We start from the raw sequence: 16990 nt of genomic DNA, 5'->3' as shown, positions 1-16990 counted from the left end.
ACCAAGCTCAAAATGCTCATGTACCACGAGTACATTCCGCTTTTTCGCTCGTTTTCGCCTCGTCTCGCCTTGGCTCGCGAGATCGTAAACAGGTTCTGCCGCATCGCGTGACAGGGGGCCGGCCGTGCCGGCCCCCGACTGGAACCAAACCAAATTCAGAGGTGAAGTCATGGATTACCGAGCCAAGACCAGCGTCAAGAACATCGTGCTGACCGGCCCCACCGGCGTGCTGGGCGGCCGTTTGCTGCAGGAAATACTGGCCACCACCGACGCCAACGTCTATTGCGTGGTGCGGGCCGAGAACAAGGACGCCGCGCGCGCCCGCATCGAAGACGTGCTGTATTGCTACGACGAGGGCCGCAAGCTGTCCACCGAGGCCTGGCGCATCATCCCGGTGCTGGGCGACATCAGCCAGCCTATGCTGGGCCTGGACGCCAGCGCCTACCGCGACCTGGCCCACCTGGCGGACTTGGTGCTGCACTGCGCCGCCAACGTCAGCCTGGTGGCATCCTACAACAAGATCGCCCCGGTCAACGTGGGCGGCACCGCCAACCTGATCGAACTGTGCCTGGCCGGCAAGGCGCCGCTGGTGTTCACCTCCAGCTTCAGCATGGTGGGCGACAAACTGTACCAACCGGACTTCGTGCTGCATGAAAGCGATCTGGACGTGGGCCAGGGCTTCGTCAACATGGATTACGAGCGCTCCAAGTTCACCGCCGAGCGCATGGTGCACGAGGCCGGCGAGCGCGGCCTGGACTGGGTCATCGTGCGTCCGGGCAATATCTGGGGCGACAGCCGGACCGGCTGCTACCCGCTGAAGCAGACCAAGGTCAAGGGCATCTACTATGAAATGCTCAAATCGCTGGTGGAAACGGGGCTGACCTTCGCCTCGGACGAAGCCTTCGACATCTCCCCCGTGGACTACGTGGCCCAGGCCACGCTGTTCGCGGCGATGAATCTGCAATCCAGCAATCGCCGCACCTACAACCTGACCAATCCGCGTCCGATCAACTACGACGGCATCGTCGCCCGCCTGCGCGGCTACGGCTACACCCTGCGCGACGTGTCGTCCAAGGACTACTTCGAAGCGCTTCAAGAGGGCCGCATGCACCGCGGCGGCACCGGCTACCGCTCCACCTTCACCGATCTGATGGCCATCTTCTACGACGGCAGCGATTGCAAGGAGCACGCCAAGTACGACACCAGCGAAATCCAGGAACTGCTGGCCAACACCGAGATCCGCTGCCCGGACTCCGATCAGGCGCTGTTCGGCCGCTATCTGGACTATGCGTGCAAGGTCGGCTTCCTGAACGCCCCGGCGGAGCAGGCGCCGCTGGCGGAAATCAAGCGTCACACCAGCATGGCCGGCGGCTATATGGAGAGCCTGTACGACGCCGACCTGAGCGACGCGGCGGCGGTGCGCTGAGATGCTGGCCGACGAGGAAGCGCTGATCGAAGCGCCGGGGGAGCTCGAAAAACCGTCGCGAGCGGTTCGAGAGCAAGACGCACCGCGCGCAGCGACCGAGATAGTACAAGGAGTACAGCGAGGGAGCGAGCACGGAGCAACGCAGCTATCGGACCGCGCAGCAGGTTTTTCGAGCTCCCCACCTGTCGCGGAACTGCTGCTGGACTACCGGGTGCTGAGCAACGGCGAGCCGATAGGCCGGCTGCGCACCGAGCGCCGCCGCGGCTGGCTGGATGATCTGCCGGTGCTGCAAGTCAGCAACCGCATGGACCTGCGCTGCAGCGGCCTGTGGTTCGATTACTCGCTGCAATCGGACGAGAGCATGGACTTCGGCGCCGACGGCCTGTGCCGTTACGCCGGCGTCTCCGACGAGGACGGCGACAAGACCGTGATCAAGGGCCGGCTACGCCAGGGCGTGCTGACCCTGCGTTTGCACGACGGCCAGCTGGAGGTGCGCCGCTTCAAGCAGGGCGATTTCGACGCCAGCAGCGAAGACGCCGCCGAGCGCTTCCTCGCCGGCGGCCAGGCCGAGGCCACGCTGCGGGTGCTGGATCTGGAGCACTTCGACATCGACGAAGTCCGCTACCAGCGGCTGCCGGACGAAACGCTGGACCTGCTGGGCCAGCCGCGGCAGGCGAGGGTGGTGGCCTATCAATCAAAGCGGCGCAAGATCAGCGGCACCGGCTGGTATCTGTCCGACGACGGCGGCGAAGTGCTGGTGCGCCAGAGCAGCCGCGAACGCGGCGACCACAACGAAGTGATATTGACCGATTGGGAAAGCAAACCATGCCAAATCAAGACTTAGCCGTCACCCTGGTGCAGAGCGACATCGCCTGGGAATCGGTGGATCAGAACCTGCAGCGGATGGAGCGCCACCTGAGCGCGGTGAACGACAGCCAGCTGATCGTGCTGCCGGAAATGTTCACCACCGGCTTCAGCATGCGGCCGGAGAAGATCGCCGAAACCATGGACGGCAAGGCGGTGCAATGGCTGCGCGACACCGCGCGCGCCAAGCGCGCCGACCTGGTGGGCAGCGTGGCGATAGAAGATCAGGGTCGCTACTACAACCGCCTGCTGTGGGCCAAGGCCGACGGCAGCCTGTTCAGCTACGACAAGAAGCATCTGTTCAGCTTCGCCGGCGAGCACGAGCACTACACCGCCGGCGACGCGCCGCTGATCGTCAAGGTGGATGGCTGGTCGGTGGCGGCCTTTGTCTGCTACGACCTGCGCTTTCCGGTCTGGTCGCGCAACAACAAGAGCCAGTACGACCTGGCGCTCTACATCGCCAGCTGGCCGGAGCGTCGTTCCAAGCACTGGCAGACGTTGCTGCCGGCGCGGGCGATAGAAAACCAGGCCTTCGTCATCGGCGTCAACCGGGTGGGCGTGGACGGCAACGACATCCGCTACAGCGGCGATTCCATGCTGATAGACCCGCTGGGCGACACCCTGTACCACGGCCGCCAGCTGGAAAGCGTGCATCAGGCCAGGCTGTCGCGCGCGCAGCTGGACGATGTGCGCGCCCAGTTCCCTTTCCTGAAGGATGCGGACCGTTATCAACTCGTTTGACCGCGCGGCGGCAATGAAAAGAGGCGGATGACTCCCGCGGCTGCGCGGAGTTTTCCGCTGTTTCGGTTCTCCTTCGGCTCCTACGGAAAGTGAAATGCACCAAGCCACAACAAGAGAAAAAGTCATCGAATTCCAGTCGGTGACCAAGCGCTTCAACGACTACACCGCGGTCAACGACGTGTCGCTGGACATCTATCGCGGCGAATTCGTCGCCCTGCTGGGGCCCAACGGCGCCGGCAAGACCACGCTGGTGGAAATGCTGGAGGGGCTGAAACAGCCGGAGGCCGGTTCCATCCGCATCCTCGGACGCAGTTGGCAGAAGGACGAAAGCTATCTGCGCCACCGCCTGGCCGGGGTGCTGCAGGAATCGCTGTTCATCAACAAGCTGCGGGTGGACGAAACCGTCAACCTGTTCGCCAGCTTCTACCGCCGGCCGCGCAGCCGCGCCGACGAGGTGCTGGAACTGGTGGAGCTGATTCCCAAGCGCAAGGTGATGGTGGAAGGACTGTCCGGCGGCCAGCGTCAGCGGCTGGCGCTGGCCATCTCCATCCTCAATCAACCGGAGATACTGATCCTGGACGAACCCACCACCGGCCTGGACCCGCAAGTGCGGCGCGGCACCTGGGACATCCTGCGCAAGCTCAACAAGGAGCTGGGCTCCACCATGTTGCTGACCACCCACTACATGGAAGAAGCGGAATACCTGTGCGACCGCATCTGCATCATGCACCAGGGCCGCATCCTGACCCAGGGCACGCTGGACGAACTGCTGGCCGCTCACGAGCCGGGCGAAGTGGTCGAATACCGGGTCAAGAGCGGCGCCGGCGGCGCCGAGCCCAAGCACAAGGACAATATCATCAGCTACAGCTACGACCAGGCGTCCGCCAAGGCGCGGCTGCTGGTGCGCAACGGCTCGGCCTTCCTGTTCCGCCTGTCCGAGTTCATCCGCGAACAACAAATCGACATCGACGAAATCATCGTGCGCAAAAAAACATTGGACGATTTATTCCTGTCACTGGCCGGCCGAGGTTTCCATGAATAACGCCTTGCTCAATCTGATCATCACCCAATTCCGCCAATACCTGCGCGAGCCGCAAATCCTGTTCTGGTCCTTCGGCTTCCCGCTGCTGCTGGTGTGGCTGCTGGGCGTGTCCTTCTCCGGCGGCGAAATCAAGGAGCGCACCATAGGCGTGGTGCTGCCGGCCAATGTGCAGGAGCAGGCCGCGGTGCGCGCGTGGATCAGCAAGGTGGAAGCCCGCAACCAGCCGCTGTCCAGCGTCATCAACGCGGACGAAATCAAGCGCGACCACCTGATACGGATGAAATACCGCTTCCAGTACTACCCGGACCGCGAATCGGTGTTGCGCGGCCTCAAGCGCGGCGATGTGCAGGTGTTCATGGAGCCCAGCGCCGACAGCGGCAAGCGCATCTACTACCTGGATCCGCAGAACAACGAGGCGCTGCTGACTTACTTCTTCCTCGGCGACGACCCGGACGCGCTGAGCCAGGCGGTGGACAAGAATATGTCGGTGCTGGACAGCCCCGGCCTGCGCTACATCGACTTCCTGGTGCCCGGCCTGGTGGCGATGGCGGTGATGGAAACCTGCCTGATCGCCGTCGGCTGGTCGCTGATCGAAAAACGCGCCACCCGCGTCACCCGGCAGATGCGCATCACCCCGATGCGCAAGACCGATTTCCTGCTGGCCCACGTGCTGGCCTGCCTGGTGTTCAGCCTGCTGGAAACCCTGGTGCTGTATTTGTTCGCCAGCAGTTATTTCGACGTGCATGCCCAGGGCGGGGCCTTGCCCTTCATCGTGCTGCTGCTGGCCGGCAATGTCTGCTTCGCCGGCATCGCCATCCTGGCCGCCTCGCGCGCCACCAAGGCGCAGACCGCCAACGGTCTGCTGGAAATGACCATCCTGTTCCTGGTGATCTTCTCCGGCATCTTTTTCAGCTACAAGCACTTCCCGGACTGGATGGTGGCGGTGATCGAGGTGCTGCCGCTGACCATGCTGGCCGACGGCATGCGCATGATCTTCGTCGAGGGCGCCGGGGTGCTGGAGATCGCGCGTTCGGCGGTGGTGCTCACGCTGATCGGCATTGCCGGCTTTGTCAGCGGCGCGCGGGTGTTCCGCTGGTATTAGGGGCATGAGGCATCCGCTGCGCGGATGATGGTTTTGATTGCCGGGGCGGTCCTGACCGAGCGAGGCAAGCGTAGCGTCGCGAGGGAATAAGGCAGGAAGGGGAACAACTCGGCCAAATTCCCCCATCACTGAGCGAATCAAGGATTCGCTCAGTGATGGCGCGCTAACCTCGCGCTGCTCGAACAGGCAGCCGCTTAAAACGAGCGAAGCGAAGTTTCTGCGTAGCTAAAACCTCGGGCCTGCCACCCGGCGGCAGACTTGAAGGGACTTTGGGCGCGTTGGATACGTGCTTCCTTTCTTGCTGGCCAGTTCCGTTGTTTCAAGAGTGTGAAGAACCGAGCATCGCTGTTGAGCATGCTGGCCGACAGCTCATTGTTAAGTTGTCAAAAAGGAGGAAAGGTAGTGAAACGCTTGATCCTCGCCCTATTGGGCATCGCCATGCTGTCCTTGCTGACGGCCTGCGAACTGGACGAAGACGGCAAGCCGCGCGGTAGCCAGGTGCTGTGGGACCGCAGCGGCGTGCCGCACATCTACGCCGCGCGCGCCGACAGCCTGGCCTACGCCTTCGGCCGCGCCCAGATGCAGGCGCACCCGGAACTGCTGCTGCGCTTGTACGCCCAGGGGCGCGGCCGCGGCGCCGAATACTACGGCGCGGTGTTCGAGGCCGGCGAGCCCTTTCCCAGCAATATGGCGGAAGTGGACCGCCTGGTGCGCGCGATGGGTTTCCCCGAGCGTTCCAAACAATGGCTGCAACAGCAAAGCCCGCGCATGCGCGCCTACCTGGATGCCTTCGTCGCCGGCATCAACGACCAGGCCGCCGCCAGCGGCGGTCTGAGCCCGGCGGCGCGCGCGGTGCTGCCGGTGCGCAGCGAGGATGTGCTGGGCCACACCCTGCGCATCTTCTTCGGCTATCTGAGCGGCTCCACCGCCACCGGCGCGGCCAATTGCTCACTGATCTACCCGGACGCGGTGGCCACCCCCATCAATCTGATCGGCGGCTCCAACGGCTGGGCGCTGGGTCCGGCCAAGAGCCGTTCCGGCAACGCCATGCTGCTGGCCAATCCGCATTTGCTATGGGGCGGCAGCCATACCTGGTTCGAAGCCCAATTCAAGAGCCCGGAATACGATATCTACGGCGCCACCCTGGTGGGTCTGCCGGTGATGCGCATCGGCTTCAACCAGCGGCTGGGCTGGGTGCACACCGTCAATACCCAGGACGGCTGCGACCTATACCAGCTCAAGCTCAGCGGCCAGCAATACCTGCTGGACGGCGTGGCGCGCGACTTCGACACCAAGCGCGAAACCATGTATATCCGCCAGCCGGACGGCAGCCTGCAAGCCGAGCAGCTGACGCTGCGCCGCGCCGAGCAGGGCCCGGTGTTCGACAAGGACGGCCAGAGCTACGCACTGCGCATCGTCGGCGTCGATCAGCTGCAGACTCCCGGCGTGCTGGAGCAATGGTGGGACATGGCGCAGGCGCCTGATTTCAAGGCCTTCCGCAAGGTTGTGGCGCGGCTGCGCAACCCCTACCACAACATCATCTACGCCGACGCTCAGCGCAATATCTGGGCGGCCTTTGGCGGCCTGAGCCCGCGCCGCGCCGGCGGCGACGCCGCCTTCTGGGCGCAGCCGGTGGACGGCAGCCGCGGCGATCTGATCTGGCGCCAGGCGCTGCGCCTGGACGAATTGCCGCAGGTGCTCAACCCGGCCAGCGGCTGGGTGCAGAACTCCAATAGCGTGCCCTGGTATATGAGCAAGCCGGCGCTGGATCCGGCCGCCTACGCCGCCTATCTGTCGCCGCGGGCGTCGCCGCTGCTGCGCGAACAGCGCGGCATCGAGTTGATCGAGCAAACACTGGCCTTCACCCTGGACACGCTGCTCAGCGCCAAGCACGACACCAGGCTGCTGCTGGCGGACCGGGTGCTGGATGATTTGATCGGCTATGCGCGCGCCTCCGGCGACGCCGGCCTGATCGCCGCGGCGCAAGTGCTGGCCCAATGGGATCGGCGCAGCGACGCCACCAGCAAGGGCGCGGTGCTGTTCGCCGCCTGGGTGGCGGCCTCCGGCGGCGAAGACGGCTTGCGCTACCGCCAGGAAGCGGACCCGGCGCAGCCCTACAGCACGCCGGCCGGCCTGCGCGACGCCGGCTTCGCGCTCAGCAAGCTGGGCGCGGCGGCCCAGGGGCTGCAACAGGCAGGCGTGCCGCTGGACATCGCCTTCGGCGAAGTCTACCGGCTGCGGCGCGGCCCCGCCGGCGGCGCGGCGCGGCTGGACCAGCCGGCCAGCGGCGGCGCCGAGGGCCTGGGCGCCTTCCGCACCTTCAGCTATATCGGCGACAGCGACGGCCGCCAGCGCGCCATCTTCGGCGATACCTTCACCGCGCTGGTGGAATTCGGCCGGCCGCTGCGCGCCAAGGTGATCAACACCTACGGCAACAGCAGTCAGCCGCAATCGCCTTACTATGGCGACCAGATGGCGCTGGCGGCGCGGAACGAAATGCGCGACGCCTTGCTCAAGCGCGAGCAGGTGGAAGCGGCGCTGGCCAAGCGCGAGTGGTTCCGTTACTAGCGGGGGCGCGGCGGCAGCGCTTCGCCGCGGCCGTCGGCCTCCAGCATCGCGATCAGCTGACGGGCGAATAGCGGCAGCTTGTCCAGTTCGCGCACGCAGATCAGCAGATTGCGCACGGCCCAGACATTGCTCAAGCGCACCAGTTGTAAGTCCAGGCTGCAGGCGTGGCGGCGCGCCGCCGACTCCGGCAGGATGCCGATGCCGACATCGGCGGCTATCATCCGGCACACCGCCTCGAAGCTGCTGACCTGAGTGCGTATCTTCAGCGGCCGCCGCAGCTGGGTGGCGGCCTGGGTCAGGAAGGAATGGATGGCGCTGCCCTCGTGCAGCGCGATGTAGTCATAATCCAGCGTGGCGGCGAAATCCAGCGAGCGCCGCCGCGCCAGCGGGTGACGCGCGGCGGCGGCCAGCACCAGCCGGTCCTGGCGGTAGGGCATCACCTGCAGGCCGGAGGTGTCCGCGCTGTCGGCGACGATGCCGATGTCGGCGGTGCCGTCGCGCACCGCGCGCACGATGTCGCGGCTCAGCCGTTCGCGCAGATCGGTGTTCACATCGGGGTGGCTCAGCAAGAAGGCGCTCAACACCGGCGGAATGAACTCGGTGATCGCCGTGGTGTTGGCCAGCACCCGCACATGGCCCTTGATGCCGGTCGCGTATTCCTGCAAATCCCCACGCAGGCTTTCCAGTTGATTCAGCACCTTGCGCGCATGGTGCAGCAGCGTGCGTCCCGGCGGCCGCAGCGACACGCCCTGGCTTTCCCGGTTCAGCAACTGCACGCCTAGGGCCTGTTCCAGATGCTTGACGCGCATGCTGGCGGCCGGCAGCGACAGGTGCGCGCGCGCGGCGGCGCGGGTCAGGCTGCTTTCTTCCGCGATGAAGACGAATAATCTCAGATCGACCAAATCAAAATGCATGCCCATGGCTCGATTCATCCTCCTGTTGCCGTGTCCGGCGCGGCCGGCGTAGAACAGGTTTTCAGTCGCCGCGCTTAAGCCGTGCCTAAATCCGGCTTCGGCAAATGCGAATTGTCAGCCGGCGCGGGTCTGTTCATGCTGGACCGCATTCCTTTTCATCCATCGTGGCCGGCGGCCCGTTGCCGGCAAGGGACGATCCATGCCTGACATTAAACATGTGAATCAATGGTTGGGAAAGAGCGAGCGGCGTCATGACACGCTGGCGCCGGCTCCGGCCATCGCGCTGGCGGCGCTGCTGGGACGAGAAGGGACGCCGCCAGCGGCGGGCGACGCATTGCCGCCCTTATGGCACTGGCTGTATTTCCAGACCCCGCCGCGGCTGGAGGCACTGGGCGCGGACGGCCATGCGCGGCGCGGCGGCTTCCTGCCGCCGTCGGCGCTGCCGCGGCGGATGTGGGCCGGCGGCCGCGTGGAATGGCTGCAGCCGCTGCGGCTGGGGGAAGCGGCCAGTCGCTACTCCTGCATCGTCGCCATCCAGGACAAGCTGGGCCGCAGCGGTCCGCTGCAATTCCTGACGCTGCGCCATGAAATCAGCGGCGAGAACGGCCTGGCGCTGGTGGAGGAACAGGATCTGGTGTATTGCCGCGCGCCGGAGGGCGCCGCGCCAGCGGTGGCGGAGGCGATGCCGGCCGCGCCATGGCGGCGCGCGCTGCGCGCCGACGATGTGCTGCTGTTCTGCTATTCGGCCCTGACACTGAACACCCACCGCATCCATTACAGCCGCGATTACGCGGTGGAAAGCGAAGGCTATCCCGGTCTGGTGGTGCAGGGGCCGCTGCTCGCCACGCTATTGCTGGAGCTGTGTCGCCGACATGCGCCGGCCTACCGGCCGCGCGGCTTCCATTTCCGCGCGCTGCGGCCCTTGTTCGCCGACAGCGACATCAGCCTGGGCGGCAGGCCGGAAACAGACGGTCGCGTTTCCCTGTGGGCGTGGAACGCGGCCGGGCAGCCGGCGATGGAGGCGGGCCTGAGCCAGGCGGCCACGAGGCTCAGCGCGTCGGATGGCGTAGCCAGCGGCGCGTGACGCGGAAAGGACGAGACGATGCAAACCAGCCAGGATACTTACCAGGAGTTGCGCGCGGCGGTGCGCGCGCTGTGCGCGCAATTTCCCGATGCCTATTTCCGCATGATCGACCAGCAGCGCGGCTATCCCGAAGCCTTTGTCGCGGCGCTGACCGAGGCCGGCTGGCTGGCGGCGCTGATCCCGGAACAATACGGCGGTTCCGGCCTGGGCCTGACCGAGGCCTCGGTGATCCTGGAGGAAATCAACCGCTGCGGCGGCAACTCCGGCGTCTGCCATGGCCAGATGTACAATATGGGCACGCTGCTGCGTCACGGCTCCGAGCGGCAAAAGCGCGACTACCTGCCGCGCATCGCCAGCGGCGAGCTGCGGTTGCAGTCGATGGCGGTGACCGAGCCCGGCGCCGGCAGCGACACCACCCGCATCCAGACCCGGGCCGTCCGCCACGGCGACCATTACCGCGTCAGCGGCCAGAAAGTGTGGATCTCCCGGGTCCAGCATTCCGACCTGATGATCTTGCTGGCGCGCACCACGCCGCTGGAGCGGGTGAGCCGGCGCTCGGAAGGCATGTCGCTGTTCCTGATCGATCTGCGCGCGGCGGTGGGGCACGGACTGAATGTGCGGCCCATCGCCAATATGGTCAATCACGAGACCAATGAACTGTTCTTCGATGAGCTGGAGGTGCCGGCGGAAAACCTGATCGGCGAGGAAGGCCTGGGTTTCCGCTACCTGCTGGACGGACTCAACGCCGAGCGGGCGCTGATCGCCGCCGAATGCGTGGGCGACGGCCGCTGGTTCATCGACCGCGTCGTCGGCTACGGCTGCGAACGCCAAGTGTTCGGCCAGCCCATCGCCCGGAACCAGGGCGTGCAATTCCCCATCGCCCGCGCCCACGTCCAACTGGAAGCGGCCAGCCTGATGCGCTTCGAGGCCTGCGCCCGTTTCGACGCGCGGCAAAGCTGCGGCGCCGAGGCCAATATGGCCAAGCTGCTGGCCTCGGAAGCCTCCTGGGAAGCGGCCAATGTCTGCCTGCAATTCCACGGCGGTTTCGGCTTTGCCTGCGAATACGACATCGAGCGCAAATTCCGCGAAACCCGGCTTTACCAAGTCGCGCCCATTTCCACCAATCTGATCCTGGCCTATGTGGCCGAACACGTGCTGGGCCTGCCGCGCTCGTTCTGAGCGCGGCGGCGCAGACGGCTTGAAGGAGTCCGCGATGAGGCCTTTGCAAGGCATGACCGTGCTGGCGCTGGAACATGCGGTCGCCGCGCCGTTCGCCACCCGGCAGTTGGCCGATCTGGGCGCGCGCGTGATCAAGGTGGAGCGTCCCGGCGGCGGCGATTTCGCGCGCGCTTACGATGAGCGCGTGGCCGGCATGTCCTCCTACTTCGCCTGGCTCAACCGCTCCAAGGAAAGCCTGACGCTGGACCTGAAGCGCCCGGAGGCGGCGGCGGTGCTCAGCGCGCTGCTGGAGCGGAGCGATGTGCTGGTGCAAAACCTGGCGCCGGGTGCGGCGGCGCGGCTGGGCCTGGCGGCGGCCGGCTTGCGCGAGCGCTGGCCGCGGCTGATCGTCTGCGACATCTCCGGCTATGGCGACAACGGCCCCTATGCCGGCAGGAAGGCGTACGACCTGCTGATCCAGGCCGAGGCCGGCCTGCTGTCGGTGACCGGCGGCGCCGACGGGCCGGCCCGAGCCGGCATCTCGGTGGCCGACATCGCCGCCGGCATGTACGGCTACAGCCATATCCTGGCGGCGCTGCTCCTGCGCGAGCGCGGCGGCGCCGGCAGTCATATCGAGGTGTCGATGCTGGAAGCGCTGACCGAGTGGATGGGCAACCCGCTGTACTTCGCCTACCGCGGCCAGCCGCAGCCGGAACGCAGCGGCGCCAGCCATCCCAGCATCTATCCCTATGGGCCGTTCCAGGCCGGTGACGGCCAGTGGCTGCTGTTCGGCCTGCAGAACCCGCGTGAATGGCGGCGCTTTTGCGAGCAGGTGCTGCAACGGCCGGAGCTGGCGGACGACCCGCGCTTCGCCGCCAATCCGCGGCGCCACCAGCGGCGGGCGCAGCTGCAAGCCATTATCGACCAGGTGTTTTCCGGCCTGGATTCCGAGCAACTGCTGAGCCGGCTGGAGCGGGCCGGCATCGGCTGCGGCCGCGTCAACGCGATGGCCGATGTCTGGCGTCACCCGCAATTGGCGGCGCGGCGGCGCTGGCGGCAGGTGGATTCGCCGGCCGGGCCGATACCGGCGCTGCTGCCGCCGGGCGTCAGCGACGGCTTCGACTACCGGATGGACGCGATCCCGGCGCCGGGCCAGCACAGCGAGGCGATTCTGCTGGAGCTGGGCTATGCCGCCGGCGACATTCAAGGCCTGCGCGAGCAAGGCGTCATTTGAACAGGAGCGGCGATGAGCGCGATACACGAGAGCGGTAGCGCCGGCCTGGCGGCCTTCGCCGCCGAACTGAGGCCGGAACAGGTGCCCGAGCCGGTCTGGCGCCGGGCCGAGGAACTGCTGCTGGACTGGTTCGGCAGCGCGCTGGCGGGCAAGGGCGCGCGGCCGGTGGCCAGCGTCGCCGACTTCGCCGCCGCGATGGGGCCGGCCGACGGCGCGGCGGAACTGCTGATTTCGCGGCGGCGCAGCTCGCCCTTGTTCGCCGCCATGATCAACGCCGCCGCCTCCCACGTGGCGGAACAGGACGATGTGCACAATGGAGCGGTGTTCCATCCCGGTGCCGTGGTGTTTCCGGCCGCGCTGGCCGCGGCGCAAGCCTTGCGCCGTTCCGGCGCCGAGCTGCTGCTGGCGGCGATCGCCGGCTACGAGGCCGGCATCCGCGCCGGGGAATGCCTGGGCCGCTCCCATTACCGGGTGTTCCACACCACCGGCACCGTCGGCGGCATCGCGGCGGCGGTGGCGACGGGCCGGCTGCTGCGGCTGGACGCGCGGCAAATGAACCACGCCATCGGCACCGCCGGAACCCAGGCCGCCGGCCTGTGGGAATTCCTGCGCACCGCCGCGGATTCCAAACCGCTGCACGCCGCCCATGCCTCCGCCAGCGGCCTGGCCGCGGCCTACCTGGCGCGCGACGGCTTCCGCGGCGCCGAGCGGATATTGGAAGGTACCCAGGGCATGGCCGCCGGCATGTCCCGCGATGCCGACCTCAGCCGGCTGACCGACCGGCTGGGGCAGCGCTGGGCCTTGCTGGAAACCTCGTTCAAATACCACGCCTCCTGCCGGCACACCCATCCGGCTGCGGACGCGTTGCTGCAGCTGATGGGGCAGCACGGCCTGAGCGCGCGCGAGATCGTCCGCGTCAACGCCAAGGTGCATGTCGCGGCCTTGGAAGTGCTGGGCGCGGTGGCGCGGCCGACGACGGTGCACCAGGCCAAGTTTTCCATGGGCACGGTGCTGGGGCTGATCGCCTGTCACGGCGCCGCCGGCATCGCCGAGTTCGAGCGTGCGCTGGACGATACGGCGGTGGCCGACTTCGCCGCCAGGGTGGCGATGGAGGCGGACGCCGAAGTGGAAGCGGCCTATCCGCGGCGCTGGATCGGCAAGGTGGAGGTGCTGACCCGCGACGGCCGCCGGCTGGAGTGCCGGGTGGAACAGCCCAAGGGCGACCCCGGCAACACCCTGAGCCGCGCCGAGCTGGAAGCCAAGGCGATGCGGCTGGCGGCTTTCGGCGGCGCGGCCGGCCCGGAGGAAATGCGGCTGGCCCTGGTCCGGCTTTGGGACATGCGCGGCGCGGCGGTCGTGGGACGCCTGCTGCCGGGAGAGCGGGAATGAGGCCGGCCGGGGCGTGGCATTCCTGCTTGTTCGTGCCCGGTAACCGGCCGGAGCGCTATGCCAAGGCCGCCGCCTCCGGCTGCCACGCGGTGATCGTGGACCTGGAGGACTCGGTGCCGGCGGCGGACAAGGCGGGCGCGCGCGACGCGGCGGCGGGCTGGCTGCGGGAAGGCGGCGGCGCTGTCGCGCGGCTGCTGCGCGTCAATGCCGCCGATAGCGCCGACTTCGCCGCCGATGCCGAATTATGCCGGGCGGCGGCGGTGGACGGTGTGGTGCTGGCCAAGGCCGAGAGCGTCGAGCAACTGGACGCGCTGGCGGCCGGCGCCCCCTTGCTGCCGCTGATCGAAACCGCGCGCGGTCTCGCCGCCGTCGCCGCCATCGCCGCGCATCCGCGGACGGCGCGGCTGTTGTTCGGCGCGCTGGACCTGCAACTGGACCTGGACATCGAAGACGAGGACGAGGGCCTGCTGTTGTTCCGCTCGCAGCTGGTGCTGGCCTCGCGGCTGGCCGGCCTGCCGCCGCCGCTGGACGGCGTCACCGCCACGCTGCGGCCGGAAGCGCTGAGCCGTGATGCGCGGCGGGCGCGGCGGCTGGGCTTTGGCGGCAAGCTGTGCATCCACCCCGCCCAGGTCGCCGCGGTCAATGCCGCCTTCCTGCCGTCCGAGGCGCAGCTGGCCTGGGCGCGGCGGGTTTGCGCGGCGGCGGAACGCGCCGGCGGCGGCGCCACGACGCTGGACGGCGTCATGGTGGACCTGCCGGTGCTGCGCCGCGCCGAGCGGGTGCTGGCGGCTGCCGGCGCGGAGCAAGCGCGGACCTGTCGTTTTTCCAAACCTTGAACTTGAGGAGCATGGACATGGAAACAGCATGGCAAAGCATGGGGCCGGAGCAGGCCTATCAACAGGCGCTGGGCGCCGGGGTGTTTCAGATTCAGCATTGCGCCGCCTGCGATCGGCATGTGTTCTATCCGCGCGTGAGCTGCCCGCATTGCGGCGGCCAGGAACTGGGCTGGGTGCGGCCCAGCGGCGCCGGCACCGTGTATTCCAGTTCGGTGGTGCGCCGCAAGCCGGAGCAGGGCGGCGATCTGAACATCGCGCTGATCGACCTGGACGAGGGGGTGCGGCTGATGAGCCGGGTGGACGGGCTGGCGCCGGAGCGGGTGCGCATCGGCATGGCGGTGTGCGCGCGCATCGTCGACGAGCAAGGCCAGCCCTTGCTGGTCTTCGTGCCGGTGGGAGCCGCGGCATGAGCGCGGCGCGGAGTCTGCGCGGCGCGGTGGCCATCGCCGGCGTCGGCGTGGCCGGCCTGGGCGAGGCCAAGGGCCGCAGCGAAATGGAAATCCTGGCCGAGGCCGCCGCCGGCGCGATCGCCGACGCCGGCCTGAAACTGGCCGATATCGACGGCCTGGCCACCGCCAGCGTCAACGCCACCATGTGGGGCCTGCCGGTGGCGGAATACCTGGGCCTGCGCCCGCGCTTCCTGGACAGCACCATGCTGGGCGGCTCCAGCTTCGTCGCTCATCTGCAGCCGGCGGCGCTGGCCTTGCAGGCTGGCCTGTGCGACGCGGTGCTGGTCTGCTACGGCAGCACCCAGCGCACGGCGACATTCGGCCGCAAGGCCAGCAATCTGGCGCGGCGCGTGCTCGATCCCATGCCTTATGAACATCCCTACCAGCCGGAACTGCCGGTGACCGCCTACGCGCTGGCCGCCGCCCGGCACATGCACCAGTACGGCACCCGCCGCGAACACCTGGCCGAGGTGGCGGTGGCGGCCCGGCGCTGGGCGCAGCTGAACCCGGAAGCCTATGCGCGCGAAGCGCTGAGCCTGGAGCAGGCATTGGCGGCGCGCATGGTGGCCGATCCCTTGTCGGTGCGCGATTGCTGCCTGGTCACCGACGGCGCCGGCGCCTATGTGCTGGTGCGCGCCGAGCGCGCGCGCGATCTGCCGCGGCCGCCGGTGTATCTGCTCGGCGTCGCCGCCGCCACCTGGCACCGCCAGATCTCGTCGATGCCGGACCTGACCGTGACCGCGGCGCAGGAGTCCGGCGCGCGCGCGCTGGCGATGGCCGGCTTGCGAGCGGCCGACATCGACGCGGTCCAGCTTTACGACGCCTTCACCATCAACACCCTGTTGTTCCTGGAAGACCTGGGTTTCTGCGCCAAGGGCGAGGGCGGGCCCTTCGTCGCCGACGGCGCGATCGCGCCTGGCGGCCGCCTGGCGGTCAACACCAATGGCGGAGGCCTGTCCTGCGTGCATCCGGGCATGTACGGCGTGTTCCTGGTGATAGAGGCGGTGCGGCAATTGCGCGGCGAGTGCGGCGCGCGCCAGGTGGCCGGCGCCGCCACCGCGCTGGTGCACGGCAATGGCGGCACGCTGTCGTCGCAAGCCACCGCGGTGCTGGGCGCGGCCGCAACCCTATGACGGCTCAAGGAGGGCAAGATGGAAAAGCAAGCGATGCTGCAGGACAAAGTGATGGTGGTGACCGGGGCCGGCGGCGGCATAGGCCGCGACATCGCGCTGGCGCTGGCGACCGAGGGCGCGCGGGTGGTGGTCAACGACATCGGCGCCGCGCTGGGCGGCGAAGGCCGCGATGCCGGGCCGGCGCAGCGGGTGGCGGCGGAAATCCGCCAGCGCGGCGGGCAGGCGCTGGTCAATACCGACAGCGTGGCCAGCGCGGAGGGCGCGGCGGCCATCATCGCCGGCGCGCTCCAGGCTTTCGGCCAGGTGGACGGCGTGGTCAATAACGCCGGCATCCTGCGCGACCGCATCTTCCACAAGATGAGCGAAGACGAGTGGGACGCGGTGCTCAAAGTCCATTTGTACGGCGCTTATTACATGAGCCGCGCCATCGCGCCGCATTTCAAGGAGCGGATGAGCGGCAGCCTGCTGCACATGACTTCCACCTCCGGGCTGATCGGCAATCTGGGCCAGGCCAATTACGCCGCCGCCAAGCTGGGCGTGGTGGCGCTGTCCAAGTCCATCGCGCTGGACATGCAGCGTTTCCAGGTGCGCTCCAACTGCATCGCGCCCTTCGCCTGGAGCCGGATGACGGGCTCCATTCCGTCGCAGACCGAGGCGGAGCAGGCGCGGGTGGAAAAGATCCGCCAGATGACGCCGGCCAAGATCGCGCCGCTGGCGGTCTTCCTGCTCAGCGACGCGGCGCGCGGCGTCAACGGCCAGGTGTTCTGCGTGCGCAATAACGAAATCTTCCTGATGAGCCAGCCGCGGCCGATGCGCTCGGTGCAGCGCGGGCAGGGCTGGACGCCGCAGACGATAGCCGAGCACGCGATGCCGGCCTTGCAGGCTTCCTTCGTCGCGCTGGATCGTTCGGCCGATGTGTTCAGCTGGGACCCGGTGTGAGCCGGCGAAAACCGCTGAAGAAGCGGAGTTTACATAGGGTCAATGAGCATTTTGAGTTCGTACTCACCGTGCAACGGCTCACCAAGCGCGGCAGACTTTGAACAGGCTCTT

At 67.6% G+C, this 16990-nt stretch carries 15 protein-coding genes; 14 read left to right on the top strand and 1 reads right to left on the bottom strand.

The genetic code is table 11. From position 1 onward, the window contains the following. Positions 1 to 169 precede the first annotated feature (169 nt). The 6 genes from VI26_RS15710 to VI26_RS15685 all read left to right on the top strand — a co-directional run bounded on the left by VI26_RS15710 (position 170) and on the right by VI26_RS15685 (position 7743). On the top strand, positions 170 to 1426 hold the full coding sequence (locus tag VI26_RS15710) for a thioester reductase domain-containing protein (RefSeq protein ID WP_048410695.1): 1257 nt from the start codon (positions 170 to 172) through the stop codon (positions 1424 to 1426). A 211-nt stretch (positions 1427 to 1637) separates the two neighbouring features. Further along, the gene (locus tag VI26_RS15705) at positions 1638 to 2270 is read left to right on the top strand and encodes a hypothetical protein (protein ID WP_048410694.1); all 633 of its coding nucleotides are present in this window, start codon (positions 1638 to 1640) and stop codon (positions 2268 to 2270) included. Further along, positions 2252 to 3031, top strand: coding sequence for an amidohydrolase (locus VI26_RS15700; RefSeq protein ID WP_048410693.1), 780 nt, complete (start codon positions 2252 to 2254; stop codon positions 3029 to 3031). Before VI26_RS15705 ends, VI26_RS15700 begins: the two co-directional genes overlap by 19 nt. Positions 3032 to 3125: 94 nt before the next feature. Then, positions 3126 to 4073 carry an ABC transporter ATP-binding protein gene (locus VI26_RS15695; protein WP_048410692.1) on the top strand — a complete coding sequence of 316 codons (948 nt, stop codon included), beginning with the start codon at positions 3126 to 3128 and terminating at the stop codon, positions 4071 to 4073. Beyond that, entirely contained in the window at positions 4066 to 5175 is a 1110-nt protein-coding gene (locus VI26_RS15690) for an ABC transporter permease (RefSeq protein WP_048410691.1), read from the top strand. Before VI26_RS15695 ends, VI26_RS15690 begins: the two co-directional genes overlap by 8 nt. 402 nt (positions 5176 to 5577) lie before the next feature. Further along, on the top strand, positions 5578 to 7743 hold the full coding sequence (locus VI26_RS15685; RefSeq protein ID WP_053074454.1) for a penicillin acylase family protein: 2166 nt from the start codon (positions 5578 to 5580) through the stop codon (positions 7741 to 7743). Here the strand turns inward: VI26_RS15685 and VI26_RS15680 are convergent. Further along, positions 7740 to 8657 carry a LysR substrate-binding domain-containing protein gene (locus tag VI26_RS15680; protein ID WP_048410827.1) on the bottom strand — a complete coding sequence of 306 codons (918 nt, stop codon included), beginning with the start codon at positions 8655 to 8657 and terminating at the stop codon, positions 7740 to 7742. The two genes, VI26_RS15685 and VI26_RS15680, sit on opposite strands and share 4 nt — an antisense overlap. A gap of 199 nt (positions 8658 to 8856) precedes the next feature. On the opposite strand from VI26_RS15680, the gene VI26_RS15675 reads away from it, so the two are divergent. From VI26_RS15675 to VI26_RS15640, 8 genes are read left to right on the top strand one after another with little or no spacing between them, the layout of a single operon-like run. Then, the gene (locus VI26_RS15675; protein WP_048410690.1) at positions 8857 to 9741 is read left to right on the top strand and encodes a MaoC family dehydratase N-terminal domain-containing protein; all 885 of its coding nucleotides are present in this window, start codon (positions 8857 to 8859) and stop codon (positions 9739 to 9741) included. Positions 9742 to 9759: 18 nt separating this feature from the next. Then, positions 9760 to 10920, top strand: a complete 1161-nt coding sequence (locus VI26_RS15670; protein ID WP_048410689.1) for an acyl-CoA dehydrogenase family protein — start codon at positions 9760 to 9762, stop codon at positions 10918 to 10920. A 34-nt stretch (positions 10921 to 10954) separates the two neighbouring features. Then, positions 10955 to 12133: a CaiB/BaiF CoA-transferase family protein gene (locus tag VI26_RS15665; protein WP_048410688.1), complete on the top strand. Its 1179-nt coding sequence runs from the start codon at positions 10955 to 10957 to the stop codon at positions 12131 to 12133. 12 nt (positions 12134 to 12145) lie between these two features. After that, entirely contained in the window at positions 12146 to 13522 is a 1377-nt protein-coding gene (locus VI26_RS15660) for an MmgE/PrpD family protein (protein ID WP_048410687.1), read from the top strand. Further along, positions 13519 to 14358 (top strand): CoA ester lyase, encoded by an 840-nt coding sequence (locus VI26_RS15655; RefSeq protein WP_048410686.1) that lies wholly within the window; start codon positions 13519 to 13521, stop codon positions 14356 to 14358. Before VI26_RS15660 ends, VI26_RS15655 begins: the two co-directional genes overlap by 4 nt. Before the next feature lie 17 nt (positions 14359 to 14375). Further along, on the top strand, positions 14376 to 14768 hold the full coding sequence (locus VI26_RS15650) for a Zn-ribbon domain-containing OB-fold protein (protein WP_048410826.1): 393 nt from the start codon (positions 14376 to 14378) through the stop codon (positions 14766 to 14768). After that, positions 14765 to 15940 carry a thiolase gene (locus tag VI26_RS15645; protein WP_048410685.1) on the top strand — a complete coding sequence of 392 codons (1176 nt, stop codon included), beginning with the start codon at positions 14765 to 14767 and terminating at the stop codon, positions 15938 to 15940. Before VI26_RS15650 ends, VI26_RS15645 begins: the two co-directional genes overlap by 4 nt. A gap of 18 nt (positions 15941 to 15958) precedes the next feature. Next, positions 15959 to 16879 carry an SDR family oxidoreductase gene (locus VI26_RS15640; protein WP_197081495.1) on the top strand — a complete coding sequence of 307 codons (921 nt, stop codon included), beginning with the start codon at positions 15959 to 15961 and terminating at the stop codon, positions 16877 to 16879. Positions 16880 to 16990 lie beyond the last annotated feature (111 nt).

It is taken from the genome of Chromobacterium sp. LK1, assembly GCF_001043555.1.
GTDB lineage: Bacteria > Pseudomonadota > Gammaproteobacteria > Burkholderiales > Chromobacteriaceae > Chromobacterium > Chromobacterium aquaticum.
This window is presented reverse-complemented; position numbering and strand designations above follow the sequence as displayed.